Origin of the sequence: Erwinia sp. MMLR14_017 (assembly GCF_033657285.1) — a bacterium.
Lineage (GTDB): Bacteria > Pseudomonadota > Gammaproteobacteria > Enterobacterales > Enterobacteriaceae > Erwinia.
In genome coordinates, this window is record NZ_JAWVWP010000002.1 from 470691 (window position 1) to 489660 (window position 18970).

General features: G+C 55.0%; 13 protein-coding genes. 3 read left to right on the forward strand and 10 right to left on the reverse strand.

Annotated elements, in window-relative coordinates; genetic code table 11:
* Window positions 1–31: 31 nt before the first annotated feature.
* The 5 genes from SD961_RS05195 to greB form a co-directional block, all read right to left on the reverse strand.
* Complete coding sequence (locus SD961_RS05195; protein ID WP_318789319.1) at window positions 32–1720, reverse strand: alpha-amylase family glycosyl hydrolase; 1689 nt, start codon at window positions 1718–1720, stop codon at window positions 32–34.
* A gap of 111 nt (window positions 1721–1831) precedes the next feature.
* Window positions 1832–4135, reverse strand: coding sequence for a Fe(2+) transporter permease subunit FeoB (feoB, locus tag SD961_RS05200; RefSeq protein WP_318789320.1), 2304 nt, complete (start codon window positions 4133–4135; stop codon window positions 1832–1834).
* A gap of 13 nt (window positions 4136–4148) precedes the next feature.
* Window positions 4149–4373, reverse strand: a complete 225-nt coding sequence (gene feoA, locus SD961_RS05205; RefSeq protein ID WP_318789321.1) for a ferrous iron transporter A — start codon at window positions 4371–4373, stop codon at window positions 4149–4151.
* A gap of 166 nt (window positions 4374–4539) precedes the next feature.
* The gene (locus tag SD961_RS05210; protein WP_318789322.1) at window positions 4540–6864 is read right to left on the reverse strand and encodes a Tex family protein; all 2325 of its coding nucleotides are present in this window, start codon (window positions 6862–6864) and stop codon (window positions 4540–4542) included.
* A 96-nt stretch (window positions 6865–6960) separates the two neighbouring features.
* On the reverse strand, window positions 6961–7440 hold the full coding sequence (gene greB, locus SD961_RS05215) for a transcription elongation factor GreB (RefSeq protein ID WP_306209877.1): 480 nt from the start codon (window positions 7438–7440) through the stop codon (window positions 6961–6963).
* A 290-nt stretch (window positions 7441–7730) separates the two neighbouring features.
* Here greB and ompR point away from each other — a divergent pair, with 290 nt between their 5' ends.
* The gene (gene ompR, locus SD961_RS05220) at window positions 7731–8450 is read left to right on the forward strand and encodes a two-component system response regulator OmpR (RefSeq protein ID WP_001157751.1); all 720 of its coding nucleotides are present in this window, start codon (window positions 7731–7733) and stop codon (window positions 8448–8450) included.
* Complete coding sequence (gene envZ / locus SD961_RS05225) at window positions 8447–9799, forward strand: two-component system sensor histidine kinase EnvZ (RefSeq protein ID WP_318789323.1); 1353 nt, start codon at window positions 8447–8449, stop codon at window positions 9797–9799. Before ompR ends, envZ begins: the two co-directional genes overlap by 4 nt.
* A 44-nt stretch (window positions 9800–9843) precedes the next feature.
* Here the strand turns inward: envZ and pckA are convergent, their stop codons facing one another.
* The 4 genes from pckA to SD961_RS05245 form a co-directional block, all read right to left on the reverse strand.
* Window positions 9844–11457, reverse strand: coding sequence for a phosphoenolpyruvate carboxykinase (ATP) (gene pckA, locus SD961_RS05230; RefSeq protein WP_318789324.1), 1614 nt, complete (start codon window positions 11455–11457; stop codon window positions 9844–9846).
* A gap of 212 nt (window positions 11458–11669) precedes the next feature.
* Complete coding sequence (hslO, locus tag SD961_RS05235; protein ID WP_318789325.1) at window positions 11670–12548, reverse strand: Hsp33 family molecular chaperone HslO; 879 nt, start codon at window positions 12546–12548, stop codon at window positions 11670–11672.
* A 21-nt stretch (window positions 12549–12569) separates the two neighbouring features.
* Window positions 12570–12971, reverse strand: coding sequence for a ribosome-associated heat shock protein Hsp15 (hslR, locus tag SD961_RS05240; RefSeq protein ID WP_318789326.1), 402 nt, complete (start codon window positions 12969–12971; stop codon window positions 12570–12572).
* 140 nt (window positions 12972–13111) lie between these two features.
* Window positions 13112–15250 (reverse strand): intracellular growth attenuator family protein, encoded by a 2139-nt coding sequence (locus SD961_RS05245; RefSeq protein WP_318789327.1) that lies wholly within the window; start codon window positions 15248–15250, stop codon window positions 13112–13114.
* Between the two features lie 408 nt (window positions 15251–15658).
* On the opposite strand from SD961_RS05245, the gene nudE reads away from it, so the two are divergent.
* Complete coding sequence (gene nudE / locus SD961_RS05250) at window positions 15659–16225, forward strand: ADP compounds hydrolase NudE (protein WP_318789406.1); 567 nt, start codon at window positions 15659–15661, stop codon at window positions 16223–16225.
* A 73-nt stretch (window positions 16226–16298) separates the two neighbouring features.
* On the opposite strand, the gene mrcA is transcribed toward nudE, so the two are convergent.
* Window positions 16299–18854 carry a peptidoglycan glycosyltransferase/peptidoglycan DD-transpeptidase MrcA gene (gene mrcA / locus SD961_RS05255; RefSeq protein ID WP_318789328.1) on the reverse strand — a complete coding sequence of 852 codons (2556 nt, stop codon included), beginning with the start codon at window positions 18852–18854 and terminating at the stop codon, window positions 16299–16301.
* Window positions 18855–18970: the final 116 nt, after the last annotated feature.

The window sequence follows — 18970 nt, forward strand, 5'->3', positions numbered from 1 at the left end:
AGGCGGAGATTAACCTGCCTGCGGTACTTTCTCAGCTTTTCAGCCAGCGGAAAGACCAGGGTGCCAGCTTCAGCGGCGTCTCTCCTTCAAAATTCATCTCACTGGCAATATCGCGATAGCGTCGCGCATCCGGCAGCCTATAGGAGATCTCTCTGCTGCTCAGATTGTAGAGGCACAACAGCGTCTGATGCCCTTTCTCCGACCAGCGATAAAAGGCAAATATGGCATTCTCGCTTTCCAGCACCTGCATAGGATTATCGGGATGGAAGGCTGGCTGGCGGGTCCTCAGCTGGATCAATCGTGACAGCGAATGGTAAACCTGATGCCGTAACGCATGGTTGTCGCTCAGCGCCGCCTCAATCTCACCAATGGCATATTTCTCCCGATTGATAGCCCGGTTGTAGCCTGCGCTTTTTACACCTTCCATATCATTACGCGAGCCAAGGATGCTTTGAACGTAGATAGCCGGTACGCCCGGAAAAGCGAGCAGCAGCGCATGCGCCAGCATAAAACGTTGTAGCCGCGTAGTGTCGTCGTCGTCCTGTTTATTCAGCGCATCCATGTAGGTAACGTTGATTTCGTAAGGGCTGGTGCTCCCGTCCGGGTTATTTTTATAGGAGACCAGCGCCCCCTCTAACGCCAAATCCCTGACCAGCGAAACGATTTCAGTTTCCGGAAGAATGCCGCGCAGCGGATTAAGCCCAATGCCGTCATGAGAAGCCAGAAAATTAAACCAGGTGGTTGTCCCGCCTGAAGTATCCAGCGTGGAAGCCCACTGTTTAAGCGCACGCGCGGAGCCGTAGTGAATGGCATGCAGCACCAGCGGCGGCAGGGAGAACTGATACACCATCTGCGCTTCATCCTGACCGTTGCCCAGATAGCTGATGTTATCTTTATGCGGCACGTTGGTTTCGGTGATGATCACCGTGCCGGGTGCCACCTCATTGGCAATGGCGCGAAATAGTTTCACCAGCAGATGCGTTTTTTCCAGGTGGATGCATGATGTACCCGGCGTTTTCCACATATAGCCGACGGCATCCAGCCTGACATAATCCGCGCCCTTCGCCAGATAATCCAGCAGCACATTCACCATACTTAACAGCACGTTGGGATTGGCAAAGTTAAGGTCAATCTGATCGGCGCTAAAGGTTGTCCAGATAAAACGGGTATCGCCATTTGCCGTTTTAAACGGCGTCAGCAGAGGAGAGGTGCGCGGGCGCGTTACCGCGCTGAGATCGGTCGCGGGCGGCAGGCTGATAAAGAAATCATCCCAGCCGGGATCGCCCGCCAGGTAGTGCTTAAACCAGGCGCTGTGGGCTGACATATGGTTGCAGACAAAATCAAACATCAGTCGGGTTTGCTGGTGCAGTTCTGCCACATCTGACCATTCACCACAAATTCCGTTGACCCGGTGATAATCAATCACTGAAAAGCCGTCGTCAGAGGAGTAGGGGAAAAAAGGCAGTAGATGGACAATATTGAAGCTGGATTGCAGATGCTGCTGATAGAAACGGGAAAGGGTGCGAAGCGTGGGCGCCTCACTTTCGCGGAACTGATCGGCATAAGTGATCAGCACCACATCTTTTTCGTCCCAGTGCGCTTTCCGCTGATGATCCAGCGTGGTACGCGTGTGACGAATAGCTTCTTCCAGCTTTTCCCTGCAGTGGCGAGGAAAAGTCCCGTCATAAATTTTGTCGAGAAGGGGAGTGATAATATCCATCGTGACGCAGTGAGCCGCCGCATTTATTCAAAGCACGATAGATTTCACTGTAGACCGTTGAGGCAGGATCGCAACTTCAACGGCCTTAATCGCGGCTATTTTGCGGGAGTATCAGTGACAGCTCTCGCTTTTAGTGCAGCCAGTGCAGGCTTTTCCGGTTATTACCCTGACTTCCAGCCGCTCCGGGGGTAACGTGGTTCGCTTCAACTTCCACCACAACAGCAGATTAAAACCAAGCACGGCCAGCACGATCATGCCGCTGGATTGCGGATGGTCGGTGAAAGTGGCCAGCTGATAAAAGAGCGTTGCCAGCGAATAAGCCAGGTTCAGTCCCCAACCGATAGAGAAGAGCATCCAGCCGCGGCTGCTTTCCCGCGCGATAGCGCCCATGACGGAGACGCAGGGTACGTATAGCAACACAAAGATCAGGTAGCTGTAAGCGGCGGCATCATTGGCGAATTTGCTGTGCATAACGCCCATCGAGCCGGAAGCCATTTCGCCATCTCCTTTACTGGCTTCAAGGGGATTGAGCAGAACGCTGAGGCTGAGTGTGGATTTAACGCCGTCCCAGGTTTCCGTTACCGCTTCTTTGAGTTCGCCCGTCAGAGTGAAGGTGTCGGGATCAAAAGGCTGCTCGTGCAGCGCTTCAGCGGTATAGAGCGTGTTCAGCGTACCGACAACCACCTCCTTCGCCATCGCCCCGGTCACCAGCCCTACGGTAGCCTGCCAGTTATCGTTATGGACACCCATTGGCGACAGCAACGGTGTTAACGCCCGGCTGACGCTGGCCAGTGCCGAGTCGTTGATGCTGTCTACCGGTCTGCCGCTGAAAGAGAAGCTGTTAAGCGCCCCAATAAACACGCTGACCAGCACAATAACCTTGCCTGCCCGCAGCACAAAGCTGCTCAGCCGCTGCCAGGCTTGTAAAAACAGGCTTTTAAGATGAGGAATGTGCCAGGTCGGCAACTCCATAATAAACGGCGAAGCTTCGCCTTTCAGCAGCGTATGCTTGAGGATCAGCCCGGTGAAAATAGCTGCCGCAATGCCCAGCAAATAGAGGCTGAAAACCACCAGCGAGCCGCGCTGACCGAAAAAGGCTGCGGCGAAAACGGCAAAGATCGCCAACCTTGCGCCACAAGACATAAATGGCGCCATCAGCACCGTCATCAGCCTCTCACGCGGCGCATCCAACGTACGGGCGCCCATTACCGCAGGCACGTTACAGCCAAATCCCACGATTAACGGCACGAAGGATTTCCCCGGCAGCCCCAGCGCCTGCATCAGCCTGTCCACTACAAACGCGGCGCGCGCCATATAGCCAGAGTCTTCCATCAGCGAGAGGAACAGATACATCAGGCCAATTTGCGGCACCAGCGGCATTACGGTGTTAATGCCGCCGCCCAGTCCCTGGGCCAGGAACAGCGTGAGCGGCAGAGGGAAATGCAGCACAGAACCCAGCCACTGCACGCCATGAATAAATAACGCTGCCGATCCCAGGTCAAACAAAGGCTGCAAAGCGCCGCCCAGGTTGATCGCCAGGAAAAACATCAGATACATCACCAGCAGGAAAACTGGCAGACCCAGCCAGCGGTTCAGCACTACCCGGTCGAGAAGGGCGGACAGCCGGTGAGGTGTAGCATCACTGGCATTGGTGACGGCGTGGCAAATCGCGTCAATCCTTTGATGTCTTGCTGCGGCAATCTGCATTGGCGCTGCCTGCAGATTTGCTAAGCCAGCCAATGTTGCAGTCGCTTCAGGTGCCTGAGCCTGACTGTAAATATCCCCTTCCAGCATCTGAACTGCCAGCCATTCGCGCTGGCGCTGCGGCCGACTGCCAGGCATCAAATCGCAGAGCGAGGCAATATGCTGAGCTATCTCTGCGGGCCAGGTGACCTGACAGCGGCCAGGCACTCTGGCAGTGTCGTCAATCGCCTGCCTGAGGCGCTCTATGCCCTTGCCGCGGGTAGAAACCAGCGGAATAACCGGACAGCCAAGCTGGTGCTCCAGCTCGGCTATATTGATATCAATCTGCTGGCTGGCGGCAATATCCAGCATATTCAGCGCGATGATGCAGGGAATGCCCAACGCCTGAAGCTGAAGCGTCAGCCAGAGGTTGCGCGCCAGATTGCTGGCATCCACTACGTTGATAACCAGATCGGCTTCGCCACTCAGCATGAAGTGGCAGGCAATCTGCTCATCCAGCGAGTTGTCGGCAGAGAGGGTGGTAAGAGAATAGGTACCGGGCAGATCCACCAGCCGTACGGTGTGGCTGGCGGTGGTAAAGCGGCCCTCTTTACGCTCTACGGTAACGCCTGCCCAGTTGCCAACCCGCTGGCGGGCGCCGGTAAGCTGGTTAAACAGCGTGGTTTTTCCAGAATTAGGATTGCCAATCAGTCCAATGGTACAGGTTTTCATCACGCGCTCCTCTTCAACCTAAGGGTGCCAGTTGCAAAAAGGCCAGGTCTTTTTTTCTCAGCATCAGGCTGACGCAGCGGGTTTCGATCTGTACCGGATCGCCCAGCGGTGCAACACGTCTGACTAAAAAACGGACGCCGGGTAACAGCCCCAACGCGAGCAGTTTTTGTCGGAAAGCAGCGCTGACGTCTGGGGAAAAGCTGATGATTTCATACTGTTGAAGAGGAGTGATTTGCATGGTTCCACCTGGGCGGTTAAACAACGCGCCGTGATAATTAACGGTGGTAAGTATAATGAGAACGATTATCGCTATTATTGATGCAGAACAACTTGCAGCCTGAGAGAGGCAGATTGGCGTGAGTTAATCTCAGGGGGCGGGATCGCGCTTCCGCCCCCCTGAAGCCTTACCGTTTTTTACCGAACGCAGCGGCCAGAGCATCACCCATCGCGCTGTTGTTACTGCCTGCAGGCTGCGCGGCAGGACGCGGGCGCGCTTTGCCAGAAGGCTTGCCCGCTTCGCGGTTTCCGCCGCCACGGCGGGCGTTGGTTTCACCTGGCTGCTCATCAAGACGCATAGTCAGCGCAATACGCTTACGCTGCAGATCGACTTCCATCACCTTCACTTTGACGATATCGCCAGCCTTGACCACTTTATGTGGGTCATCAACAAACTTATCAGCCAGAGAGGAGATGTGCACCAGACCATCCTGATGCACCCCGATATCCACGAAGGCGCCAAAGTTGGTAACGTTAGTGACCGCGCCTTCCAGTACCATGCCCGGCAGCAGATCGTTCATGGTTTCAATACCTTCAGCGAACTGGGCGGTTTTGAATTCAGGGCGAGGATCGCGGCCTGGTTTCTCCAGTTCTTTGATGATATCGGTGACGGTGGGCACGCCGAACTTCTCGTCGGTGAAATCGACGGCGCGCAAATTGCGCAGTTCAGCGGGATTGCCCATCACTTCATTTAGCGCCTGCTGCGTGGCGGCCAGAATGCGCTGCACTACCGGATAGGCTTCCGGGTGAACGGTAGAGGCATCCAGCGGGTTGTCGCCCTGGTTGATACGCAGGAAGCCTGCGCACTGTTCAAAGGCTTTCGGGCCGAGGCGGCTCACTTTCAGCAGCTGTTGACGATTCTGGAAGCGGCCGTTCTCGTCACGCCAGCTGACGATATTCTGCGCCATCATTTTGCTCAGCCCCGCCACGCGGGCCAGCAACGGCACCGAGGCCGTGTTCAGATCCACGCCGACGCCGTTTACGCAGTCTTCCACTACCGCATCGAGCTTTTTCGCCAGCTGGCTCTGGCTGACATCGTGCTGATACTGGCCGACCCCGATCGATTTCGGGTCAATTTTCACCAGCTCAGAGAGCGGATCCTGCAGACGGCGGGCGATGGAAACGGCACCACGGATAGAGACATCCAGATCCGGGAACTCCAGCGCGGCCAGCTCGGAAGCGGAGTAAACCGAAGCGCCCGCTTCACTTACAATCACTTTCTGCGCCTGCACCTGCGGGAACTGCTTTTGCACGTCCAGATAGAAGCGTTCGGTCTCGCGTGAGGCGGTACCGTTACCGATAGCCACCAGCTCAACCTTGTGTTTGATACAGAGTGCAGCCACGGCTGCGGCGGCTTTCGCGGCTTGGCCGGTGTGTGGGTAGATGGTGTCGGTGGCAACCAGCTTGCCGGTGGCATCCACAACGGCAACCTTCACGCCGGTGCGCAGACCAGGATCCAGCCCCATTGTGGCGCGCATACCTGCCGGTGCGGCCATTAACAGGTCGTGCAGGTTGCGGGCAAATACGTTGATGGCTTCATCCTCTGCGCGTTCGCGCACGGTGCCCATCAGTTCAGTTTCCAGATGCAGCAGCACTTTGATACGCCAGGTCCAGCTCACCACTGCTTTACGCCAGCCATCGGCCGGCGCGTTATTCAGGCGCAGCTGCAGGTGATCCATGATGATTTGCTCACCGTGGCTCTCCTTCGGCGGTTCATCAAACTGCGGATCGGGATTCAGTGAAAGTTGCAGGATACCTTCGTTACGGCCACGGAACATAGCCAGCGCACGGTGCGAAGGCGCGGTAGCCAGCGGTTCGTGGTGATCGAAATAGTCGCGGAATTTCGCGCCTTCCTCCTCTTTCCCGGCAATCACGCGGGAAACAAGATGGGCATTTTTCCACAGATAGGCGCGGACTTTAGCCAGTAAAGCGGCATCTTCAGCGAAACGTTCCATCAGAATGTAGCGCGCGCCGTCCAGCGCCGCTTTGGTATCGGCAACGCCTTTGTCTGCATCGACAAAACCCGTTGCCAGCTGCTCAGGCTGCCGGGATGGATCTTGCCATAAAGTATCAGCAAGCGGTTCCAGACCGGCTTCAATGGCAATCATCCCGCGCGTGCGGCGCTTCTGTTTGTAAGGCAGGTAAAGATCTTCGAGTTCGGTTTTGCTCAGCGTAGCGGTAATGGCAGCAGCCAGCTCATCGGTCAGCTTGCCCTGATCGCCGATAGATTTCAGAATCGACTGGCGTCGTTCTTCAAGCTCCCGGAGGTAACCCAGGCGGGTTTCCAGCTGGCGGAGCTGGGTATCATCCAGGCCTCCCGTCACTTCCTTACGATAACGTGCGATAAACGGCACGGTATTCCCTTCATCCAGCAGACGAACAGCGGCATCAACCTGTTCTGCTCGCGCCTGCAGCTCACTTGCAATTATGCGGCTCAGCGAATCTTTCATCATTGGTTACTTTATGGCTTAAAGACAGCGGACAGTTATACGGATTGCGGGCGGAAAATGCCAGTTAACGGGCTATCCCCGGCACCCGCAGCGGCATGATTAGGATTGTTTAACGTAATCGATAGCGACCACATACCAGTTGGCTTCACCTGCCGGTGTCTGCACAGTGGCCAGGTCACCCACCTCTTTTTTCAACAGCGCCCGCGCCATTGGCGAATCGATGGAGATATAGTCATTACGGCCAAAAATCTCGTCGTAGCCAGCAATGCGAAAGCGTTTCAGTTCGCCCTCGTCATTCTCAATCTCTACCCAGGCACCAAAAAATACTTTGCCCTCCTGCTGCGGGGAGTAATCCACAATTCGCAACTGCTCAAGGCATTTGGTGAGATAGCGGACGCGGCGATCGATTTCGCGCAGGCGCTTCTTGTTGTACTGGTAGTCGGCATTTTCACTGCGGTCGCCCAGGCTGGCGGCCCAGGTGACTTTTTTGGTCACTTCAGGCCGTTCTTCCCGCCAGAGAAAGTCCAGTTCCTGCTTCAGCTTGTCGTAACCTTCGCGGGTAATCAGTTGGGTTTTCATCGTAATCCATTTCTTTCTCAGGAGTGCTGCAGTTATTTTGTTTCGCGTTGGACACCGATGCAAATCTCTTCGCCATTTTTTTGCTAACGCTTACTGTTTGTTTGTGCAGAGTATTCGCACGTAAAAAGGTGTGCGCCAGCGCTGATTTTTCTCTCAAAATTAAAGATAAGCTGCTGTTTAATATGCTTTGTAACAATTTCGGCTAGAATATAAACCAATATTGACTGTTACATTCAGGCATCTTTTTTAAGAATAATGGCTCGGGCAATTGCGCCTTTGGGAGTATCGATATGCAAGAAAATTACAAAATTCTGGTCGTGGATGACGACATGCGTTTACGTGCGCTGTTGGAGCGTTATCTGACCGAGCAGGGCTTCCAGGTGCGTAGCGTGGCCAACGCTGAGCAGATGGACCGCCTGCTGACTCGTGAATCCTTCCACCTGATGGTGCTCGATCTGATGCTGCCGGGCGAAGATGGTCTCTCTATCTGTCGCCGCCTGCGTAGCCAGAGCAACCCTATGCCGATCATTATGGTGACGGCCAAGGGCGAAGAGGTGGATCGCATCGTGGGGCTGGAAATCGGCGCGGATGACTACATTCCCAAACCCTTTAATCCCCGTGAACTGCTGGCCCGTATCCGTGCCGTATTGCGCCGTCAGGCCAATGAGCTGCCGGGCGCGCCTTCCCAGGAAGAGGCAGTTATCGCCTTCGGCAAGTTCAAACTGAACCTCGGTACCCGAGAAATGTTCCGTGAAGATGAGCCTATGCCGCTGACCAGCGGTGAATTTGCCGTGCTGAAAGCGCTGGTAAGCCACCCGCGTGAGCCGCTCTCCCGCGACAAGCTGATGAACCTGGCCCGTGGCCGCGAATACAGTGCCATGGAGCGCTCTATCGACGTGCAGATCTCTCGCCTGCGCCGCATGGTGGAAGAAGATCCGGCCCATCCACGCTATATCCAGACCGTTTGGGGCCTGGGCTACGTTTTTGTGCCGGACGGCAGTAAGGCATGAGGCGGCTCCGCTTCTCTCCCCGTAGTTCCTTTGCCCGCACGTTGCTGCTGATTGTGACCCTGCTGTTTGTCAGTCTGGTCACAACCTACCTGGTGGTGTTGAACTTTGCCATCCTGCCCAGCTTGCAGCAGTTCAACAAAGTGCTGGCTTATGAAGTGCGCATGCTGATGACCGACCGGTTACAGCTTGAGGATGGCACGCAGCTTGAGGTGCCTCCTGCTTTTCGCCGTGAAATATATCGCGAGTTAGGCATCTCGCTGTATACCAACGCGGCGGCGGAAGAGAGCGGATTACGCTGGGCGCAGCATTACGAATTCCTCAGCCAGCAGATGGCGCAGCAGCTTGGTGGCCCCACCGATGTGCGTGTTGAGGTGAATAAAAACTCCCCGGTGGTCTGGTTGAAAACCTGGCTGTCGCCGGATATCTGGGTCAGGGTGCCGCTGACAGAGATCCATCAGGGCGACTTCTCACCGCTTTTCCGCTACACGCTGGCTATTATGCTGCTGGCGATAGGCGGCGCCTGGCTGTTTATCCGCATCCAGAACCGGCCTCTTGTGGAGCTTGAGCATGCGGCTTTGCAGGTCGGAAAAGGGATAATTCCTCCTCCGCTACGGGAGTATGGCGCTTCTGAAGTTCGCTCTGTTACCCGGGCATTTAATCAGATGGCGGCGGGCGTGAAGCTGCTGGCCGATGACCGGACTCTGTTAATGGCTGGCGTCAGCCACGATTTACGTACCCCGTTGACGCGTATCCGTCTGGCGACGGAAATGATGTCGCAGGAGGATGGCTATCTGGCGGAGTCGATCAATAAAGACATCGAAGAGTGCAACGCCATCATCGAGCAGTTTATTGATTATCTGCGCACGGGCCAGGAGATGCAGTTTGAGCGAGCCGATCTCAATGGTGTGCTTGGTGAAGTGGTGGCGGCTGAAAGCGGCTATGAACGCGAGATAGAGAACGCGGTGATGCCTGCCGAACTGATGGTGGAGATCAATCCGCTCTCCATCAAACGAGCTGCGGCCAATATGGTGGTTAATGCGGCACGTTATGGCAACGGCTGGATCAAAGTCAGCAGCGGCAGTGAATTGCAGCGCGCCTGGTTCCAGGTGGAAGATGATGGGCCGGGAATCAAACCCGACCAGTTAAAGCACCTTTTCCAGCCCTTCGTTCGTGGCGACAGCGCCCGCAGCACCAGCGGGACGGGGCTGGGGCTGGCGATTGTACAGCGTATCATTGATGCGCATCAGGGCACGCTGGAGATTGGCGACAGCGAGCGGGGCGGCCTGCGTATTCGGGCCTGGTTACCTTTGCCTGCCGCCAGTAGCCTGCCTTCTCCGCCCGTAGTCTGAGTGGAACCTGAAAGGGCGCAGTCTTTACGACTGCGCCCTTTTTTTTACAACTGCGGCCCCGCTTTAATCAGAGCTTTTCCTGCCGGCGTATCGCTATATTTATCGAAGTTAGCGATAAACCGCGCCGCCAGGTCGCGCGCTCTGTGTTCCCACTCTGCTTCGTCTGCATAGGTATGACGGGGATCGAGGATATGACTCTCCACGCCCGGCAGGGCAACAGGCATCTCCAGGTTGAAGAGAGGCAGCGTTACCGTTTCTGCTCCCGATAACTCGTCGTTGAGGATAGCGTTGATAATCGCGCGGGTATCTTTGAGGGAAATCCGCTTGCCGCTGCCGTTCCAGCCCGTATTGACCAGGTACGCCTCCGCGCCTGCCGCTTCCATCCTTTTAACCAGCACTTCTGCATACTGTGTGGGGTGTAATGTCAGGAAGGCGGCGCCAAAACAGGCTGAAAATGTTGGTACAGGTTCCGTCACACCACGTTCCGTACCCGCCAGCTTGGCGGTAAAGCCCGACAGGAAGTGATACTGCGTCTGGTCCGGGGTGAGACGTGAAACCGGCGGCAATACGCCAAAGGCGTCCGCCGTCAGAAAGATCACCTTGCGGGCATGGCCTGCTCTGGAAACAGGTTTAACAATATTGTCGATATGCTCAATGGGATAGGCGACACGGGTATTTTCGGTCTTGCTGCCATCATCAAAGTCGACGGAGCCATCGGCGCGCACCACCACGTTTTCCAACAGCGCGTTACGGCGAATCGCGTGATAAATTTCCGGCTCTGCCTGCTCAGAAAGCTTGATGGTTTTGGCGTAGCATCCGCCTTCAAAATTAAAGACGCCATCATCATCCCAGCCATGTTCATCATCCCCAATCAGCTGGCGCTGCGGGTCGGTGGAGAGCGTGGTTTTTCCGGTGCCAGAAAGGCCGAAGAAGATCGCAACATCCCCTTTTTCGCCCACGTTAGCAGAACAGTGCATAGAGGCAATGCCCTGTAATGGCAGCAGATAGTTCATCACGGCGAACAGGCCTTTCTTCATTTCGCCACCGTACCAGGTGCCGCCAATCAGCTGGATGCGCTCCGTAAGGTTAAAGGCGACAAAATTTTCGGAGTTCAGCCCCTGAGCCTGCCAGTCCGGGTTGGTGCATTTAGATCCGTTCATCACCACGAAGTCAGGTTTAAAGCTTGCCAGTGCCTGTTCATCGGGCCGGATAAACATGTTTTTGACAAAGTGCGCCTGCCACGCCACTTCGGTAATAAAGCGCACGCTGAGTCTGGTCTCCGGGTTGGCGCCGCACCAGGCGTCCACCACAAACAGACGTTTGCCAGAGAGTTGTTTCGTGACCAGCTTTTTCAGGGCCTGCCAGGTTTCAGCAGAGAGCGGCTGATTATCATTCTTGCCTTTGCCCTGATCGTTCCACCAGAGCGTGTCGCGGGTGGTCTCATCACGAACGATATATTTATCTTTAGGGGATCGGCCGGTAAAAATGCCGGTATCCACGGCAATAGCACCCGATTGGGTAACTATTCCACGCTCATAGCCGGTCAGCTCCGGGCGTGTTTCTTCCTGATACAGGGTATCGAAATCGGGATTATAGAGAATTTCTACCGTCTCAGTGATGCCATATGCGACGAGGTCCTGCGGGGTCAGATCACGCATGTTACTGCTCCTTTTCGGCTCTTTGCTGCAACGTAGTTTAGAGGAATGGGTGCCCATTAACCGTGATGTTCCGCATGTTCAACTGCCAGCGGAAAACAGGATCGCGCGCAGTGTACACGGGTGAGATCGCAGTAAAAGGGAAAAGCAGCAGAAATGAGAGACAGCGCGTAATGAGAAGGCCAGACCGGTTAAGGCCTGACCTGAAACAGCGATCAGTGAAGGTTTTCGTCGCTGGAGAGAGAGCCGTTACGAATGGCAGCGATATCAACCGCATCATAGGTATAGTGGCTGCCGCAATACTCACAATGCATATCGATTTTGCCATCTTCCGCCAGGATCTGATCCACTTCCTCTTCTGGCAACGTCGCCAGAACTTCGCCGCAGCGTTCGTGGGAGCAGGTACAGCGGAAGCATACGGTTTGCGGATCGTAAACGGTCACTTCTTCCTGGTGGTAGAGACGCCACAACACATCATTGGCAGGCAGGCCCAGCAGCTCTTCCGTTTTAATGGTTTCGGTCAGCGTTGCCAGATGGGTGAAATCATCAGGATCCGCATCCTGTGCGGGCAGAACCTGCAGCAGAATGCCTCCGGCGCCTGGCTTGCCTTCGTGCTCGCCCGTGCGGATAAACAGACGGGTAGGAAGCTGCTCAGAACGCATAAAGTAATCTTCCAGGCACTCGGCCAGCGTCTCGCCTTCCAGCCCGACCACGCCCTGATAACGTTCGCCTTGCGTTGGTGAGATGGTGATCACCAGATAGCCATTGCCTACCATCTCTTTCAGGCTGCTCTCAGGAGCAATCTCACCCTGCATACGCGCAACACCGCGCATTTCCTGGCGGTTGTTGCCGTTAATTACCGCCATAGTGAGTGGGCCGTCACCCTGAAGCTGAACGGTAATATCCCCGTCAAACTTCAGCGTCGCGGTCAGCAGGCTGGTCGCCACCAGCAGTTCGCCCAGAATGTTTTGCACCGGCAGCGGATAATCGTGTCCGCTGATGATTTCACGCCAGGTCCCGGAAACGGTCACCAGCTCGCCACGCACAGCGTAGTTTTCAAAAAGATAACGGTGCATTTGGTCTTGATGAGCCATAATTCTCTCTCGTTTGGGCGGCTACTCGTCGCCTGAATTTTTAAATTTCATTAAGTCCCGTCGCTCTTTTTTGTCAGGGCGACGATCGGGATGCGGCATAGTCAGCGCGTTCATTTTTCGCGCCTGCGCAATCTTTTCCCGTTTCTCAATACTTTCTGCCGTCTCTTCATACATTAACTGGGCTTCTACAGCGGGACGACGCTGTTCGCTGATGGCCTGAACCACAACGGTACGTTCATCGTTACCCTGCCGGAGCGTTAACCGGGCGTGAAGCTCCACGATTTTACTCGGCTTGCTACGCTGACCGTTGTAATGAACCTTGCCGCCTTCAATCATCTCACGTGCGGCAGAGCGGGTTTTATAGAAGCGAGCGGCCCACAGCCATTTATCGAGCCGAACTGCCTCTGCGGATTTCTCTTTCATCGCTGCTCCTTGGTGGGAATACCCCTATGTATGGGTGAAACACCGGAATTCAAGGCGCTCTGTTGCAGGTTAATCCGGGGAGAAGATAAGGGAAGGAGATTCACCTTGTCAGTCTTAAAAATAGCATAAAACTGACCTGCTCAGAACAGCGGGCGAATACTCTGGGTGGTGCTCAGCGCGGGGCTGAAACACTTATCATAGTAGGTTTGAATAGCGATAATCCGCTGGCGGTTGCGGTGAATCCGCCGGAGCGCCAGCAAGCTATTGATGACGAAACAGAGTGCTGCTACCAGCAGCAGCAGGCTGGTGCCGAGATAGCGCCATAACGTCAGCGTGTCTGGCGCGTTGTGAAGCGCGATATGACGCGTGCCGTTCGCATCAGTACTGATATTCGTTATAATGCCGTTAGCGGCGAAGGGCGTATGCAGCAGCATGCCGGCAAGCCTTTGCAGCTCGGGCCACTGATCGGGGGCATTGTAATCAAACAGCGAGACGCCAGGCGCCTGCTGATTCACTAACTGCTTTCCTTCATCACTGAGGATCAGGAAACCCCCAGGCGGCGGGCTGTTCAGGGCTTCAGCAGCACGTCGCGTTTCCCGGTAGAAGAAAGAGGATGTCGCGGTGTTGACCAGGTTCTCCAGCGCTTCTGCACTGACCGGACGCAGCAGAACGTTCATGCCGTTTAATGCGCCGGAATCCGCACGGTGCACCAGCGTTTCCCAATCTTTGGCGTTCCCCAGATTAACCAGGGCATTTTTCAGCCTGACGCAATCCTGCTCCTGGCTGCACAATTCCTGCGTTCTTACCACGATATCGGAGAAGTCATCCAGCAGGATCATGCCCGATTTTTGAATAGCGGTGGCCAGCTGCGGGTTGAGCTTGGGATCGGTGCTGTTCTGGGGGTGAAGCTGCTGGCTGGTGGTGCTTAGCAGCGCGGTGGCTTTATCAATAATATCGGATTGAGGCTGGGGCAGGGGAGCGGCGTTATTCCAGTAGACGGCGGAACAGTCGAAAGGCATAAACGCATAGGTGCGGTTACCTTGATAAGTCGCCGGGATAGAACACATGCCTTCACCGTTGACTTTCAGGCTGTCGCCAATGTGCAGCGACATTTTTTCCAGATCATTCACCGAATGCACCTGCACGCTCTCGGTGCCTTTCAGCCAGGCAATGCTCAGCTTAAGCGGCATACTCAGCGGGATCCACGCCACCAGCAGCACCAGCACCAGCAGAGAACCCGCCGCCAGCACCAGATTCTTTTTCCAGCGCTGGATGGGAAAGTTACGCACCTCATCCTGCAGGGAAAGGAAGCGACCCTGACGGACAACGTGGCGGCTAAGGTAAATATCCACTTCGGTGGATTGCCCCAAATCGTTGGAAACATAGGGCTGCCAGTGAGGAGGATAGATCAGATCAATGATCCCCAGCGAGATGTTGCTGACCTGCCCCTGATTCGATTCACCGAACAGCCCCCAGCGCTTGGGCGCACCTCTGAGGCAGTGGATTTCCCGCAGATCTTTTTCTGTCGGACGGCGGATCAGGAACCAACAGCTCACCACAAGCAGCGCAAATCCGGCCAGTACCAGCCAGGGCATCAGCAGTTCAGGGCCGACCAGGCTGATAAAAAACAGCAGGAAGGCGACGCAGATGGCACCCGCTTCCCGCGTGCCGTCCGGGCGGCTGAGCGCATACTCTTCGGCGCTCTCTTTACGTACGCTAATCAACTCAACGTTTTCGCTCTCTTCTTTCCTGATCGAGGCGTTTTGCGATACGGGCCGCACAACGGGTGCCAGCGAAGGTTGCTCATAGACATAATTGACCAGCGAATGGCCATTAAGCGAAATCACCAGCGGAATAGAGTGCGTTTTGATCAGCTCGACATAATTCTCTTCCGCAATGTACTGCTCCCATAATGGCGGCAGGTGTACTTCTACCGCATCAAGGTAATAGCGCCATTTGTTGGGTTCATCGGTAGAGAGGCCGTAGCGGGTGATGGAGCGGGTAACCGGGTAGACGTTGCTGCTTTGTGAGGTGAGGGTTAACGGCTCTGCCGTCCTGCTCACGCCGCCGGGTAGCGTATTGTCGCGCTGTTTTCCAAGCAGGGAAATATAGCGCTCGACGGCTTTACGCTCGTCCTCGCTTAATTTGCGAAAGGGGGGACTGATGAATGGCAGTGGTTTCGCCAACGGCGGACGATGCCGCATAGCGTACCAAAAGAAACAACCCGCCCCAATCGAGCAAGACAGCATTACAGCCAATATAATGACTATCGTGCTCATGCTTCCCTCATTCCTGCCACGATGCTCCCGTCATTATTATGATGATACCCGGTCATGATCATATCGTTACCGACATTGTGGCGGGTTTAGACGGCTCTGGCAATCCGCTGTGTATACACAAATAACGCACAAAATCATAAAATTAGAATAATAGTATAAGATTCTCTGCGCAAATGTTATCAACCATCAAGGGGGATCAGTATCGGCATATTCCTATTTTTTATGGCCCTGATTGACATTAGCGAAAACCTTTTCCCCCGCTGTGCCGGAATTGTTATAACCGCATAAAATAATCCATGCGATGATTGGCATCCTCGTTCTGCTACAGCACAATGGGGAAATGACGGTCAGCGCACCGCAACTTACGGGCTATGATGCTCTTTTACCGGCTTGACTCCTGGGGCGATGATGACCAGACAATTGCAAAAACCCAAAATTCTTAACGTTGAAGCCGTGGCGCGTTCTCGCCTGTTCACCGTTGAAGCCGTCGATCTGGCATTCAGTAACGGTGCCCGGCGTCTCTATGAGCGGATGAAACCATCCGATCGTGAAGCGGTGATGATTGTGCCCATCATTGACGATCACCTTATTCTGATTCAGGAATATGCGGTGGGATTGGAATGCTATGAGCTAGGCTTCCCCAAAGGGCTAATCGATCCGGGCGAAACGCCGTTTGAAGCCGCTAACCGCGAGCTGAAAGAGGAGGCGGGTTACGGTGCTGAAATGCTGGAAACCCTGGGCAAGCTGACGATGGCGCCCTCCTATTTTTCCAGCAAGATGAATATCGTAGTGGCCGAAAATCTTTACGAAGAAAAGCTGGAAGGGGATGAGCCTGAGCCGCTTCCTCAGCTGCGCTGGCCGCTCGACAACCTGCTTGGGCTACTACAGGAACCCGATTTCCGTGAAGCGCGCAATGTCAGCGCACTGTTTCTGGTACGGGAATGGTTGGTGAAGCAGGGGCGGTTGAGCTATTAAAAAAGCGAACCGGGGTTCGCTTTAGCTGAAAGGGATGCGACGTAAGCCGACGCATCCCTTTTTTGTGGCAGGATCAGAACAGTTCGTGGCTCTGACCGTTATCCATCAGGGTAGTGCCAACATCATGTACCGAGTACTCGGTTGGCTGTGTGCCCTCGATAAAGTACTCCTGGCGCGTGTTGCCGCCGCCGTTTGCCAGCTTGCCGGTGCTGCGGTCAATCGTCACCGTCACCACCCCTTCTGGCGGCGTTAGCGGCTGGACCGGTACGCCATCCAGCGCGGCTTTCATATACTCGTCCCACGCCGGTTGCGCACTCTTCGCGCCCCCTTCGTAACCAGAAATTTGATCCTTAATGACACCGGAAGCCGTGGTACGCCCCAGATCGCGGCGATGATCGTCAAAGCCAATCCAGACTGACGTTACTACGCCCGGACCGTAGCCAGAGAACCACGCATCTTTTGAGCTGTTAGTGGTTCCCGTTTTACCGCCGATATCATTACGTCCCAAATCGCGGCCCGCACGCCAGCCAGTTCCCATCCAACCCGGTTCCCCGAAGATATTGGAATTCATGGCGCTTTTAATCAGGAACGACAGCGGCGTATTAATCACGTGAGGAGCATACTGCTGTTCGCCATCCTGCTGAACCTGCTGCCGGGAAACCTGCTCAAGCTGAGGTTGCGGAACGGCAGGTTTTTCCCCTTCTTTAGAGATGGCAACGTTTTCCACGCTCTCTTCACTCAGGGCAACCGCCTTTTTCGTATCGCCGTAGATCACTGGCAGGTTACATTCCGGACAGGCGATTTTCGGTTTTTCTTCGAAGAGTATGTTGCCCTGCTCATCTTCAATCTTGCTGATGAAGTAGGGATCAACCAGGAAGCCGCCGTTCGCCATAACCGAATAGCCGCGTACCATCTGCAGCGGAGTGAAGGAAGCGGAACCCAGCGCCAGCGATTCGGTATGCACGATATTTTGCGCCGGGAAGCCGAAGCGTTGCAGATACTCGGCCGCATAATCCACGCCCATTGCACGCATGGCACGAACCATCACCACGTTTTTCGACTCACCCAACCCCTGACGCAGACGGATAGGGCCATCATAGGTCGCAGGTGAGTTTTTGGGCCGCCAGTCAGAACCCGCACCCGCATCCCACCGTGAAATCGGCACGTCGTTAAGGATGGAAGCCAGGGTCAGTCCACGGTCCATCGCTGCGGTGTAGAGGAAAGGTTTAATATTCGAACCAACCTGACGCAACGCCTGGGTGGCACGGTTAAATTTACTCAGGTTGAAATCAAACCCGCCTACCAGCGCGCGGACCGCGCCGTTGTGTGGGTCGAGTGAGACCAGAGAAGAGTTTACGTCTGGCACCTGTCCAAGCCACCACTCTGAATCCACCTGGCGAACCCACACCTGCTGGCCGGCTTGCACCACTTCGGTAACAGATTTTGGCGTACGCCCCTGAACGGTATCGGACTTGTAAGGACGAGCCCAGCGCATGCCCGCCAGGTTCAGCGTAACGCTGCTGCCATCACGCAGGGTTGCTGTCGCTGCGTCGCTGTTGGCTTCGGTAATGACCGCCGGGATCAGTGGGCCATATACAGGCAGCGCCTTAAGCGTTTTCATTATTTCAGCGTGGTCCCACGGATTCTGACCCACTTTCCACAGCACGTTAGCCGGGCCGCGGTAGCCATGACGCATGTCATAGTTCATCACATTATTCTGTACCGACTTCTGAGCAGCCAGCTGCAGTTTACGCGTGATAGTGGTGGTGACTTTAAACCCGTCGTTATAAGCATTATCGCCATAACGTTTGACCATCTCCTGGCGAACCATCTCTGTCAGGTAGGGAGCTGAAAACGCAATTTCAGGCGCATGGTAATTGGCAACCAGCGGCTCGTTGCGGGCATCCTGGTACTGGGCCTGCGTAATATATTGCTGATCGAGCATGCGGCTTAACACTACATTGCGGCGCTGAACGGCGCGCTCATGGGAGTAAAGCGGGTTAAAGGTTGACGGCGCTTTTGGCAGACCAGCGATCATCGCCATCTCGCTAAGAGAGAGCTGATCGATAGTTTTGCCGAAATAGACCTGTGCAGCAGCCCCCACGCCATAAGCGCGGTAGCCCAGATAGATCTTATTCAGGTACAGCTCAAGGATCTCGTCCTTGCTCATCATCTGCTCGATGCGGATGGCAAGAAACGCCTCTTTGATTTTACGCATCAGCGTGCGCTCAGGGCTGAGGAAGAAATTACGCGCCAGCTGCTGAGTGATGGTACTCGCCCCTTGCGAAGCATGGCCGGAGACCAGAGCAATACTCGCCGCACGGAAGATCCCGATAGGATCGACACCGTGGTGCTCGTAGAAACGGCTGTCCTCGGTAGCAATAAACGCCTTCACCATCTCAGGGGGGATCTGCGGCAGTTTCAGAGGAATACGGCGCTTCTCACCATACTGAGCAATCAGCTCATTATCGGCGCTGTACACCTGCATAGGCGTCTGGAGACGCACATCTTTCAGCGTGGCGACGTCGGGCAGCTGCGGCTCTATATATTTGTACAAACCATAGATCGAGCCTGCTCCCAGCAAAATGCAACACACTGCAAGGATCAAAAAATACTTTACGAACTTCACCTGATATTTTCCATTCTGAGTCGATTGGGCAGTTTATCAACAATCGCGCGGTAGTATAAAGGCAAGCCTGAAGCTTGGATACGTTATTAGTTACTGACGATATGGAGATCGCGCTT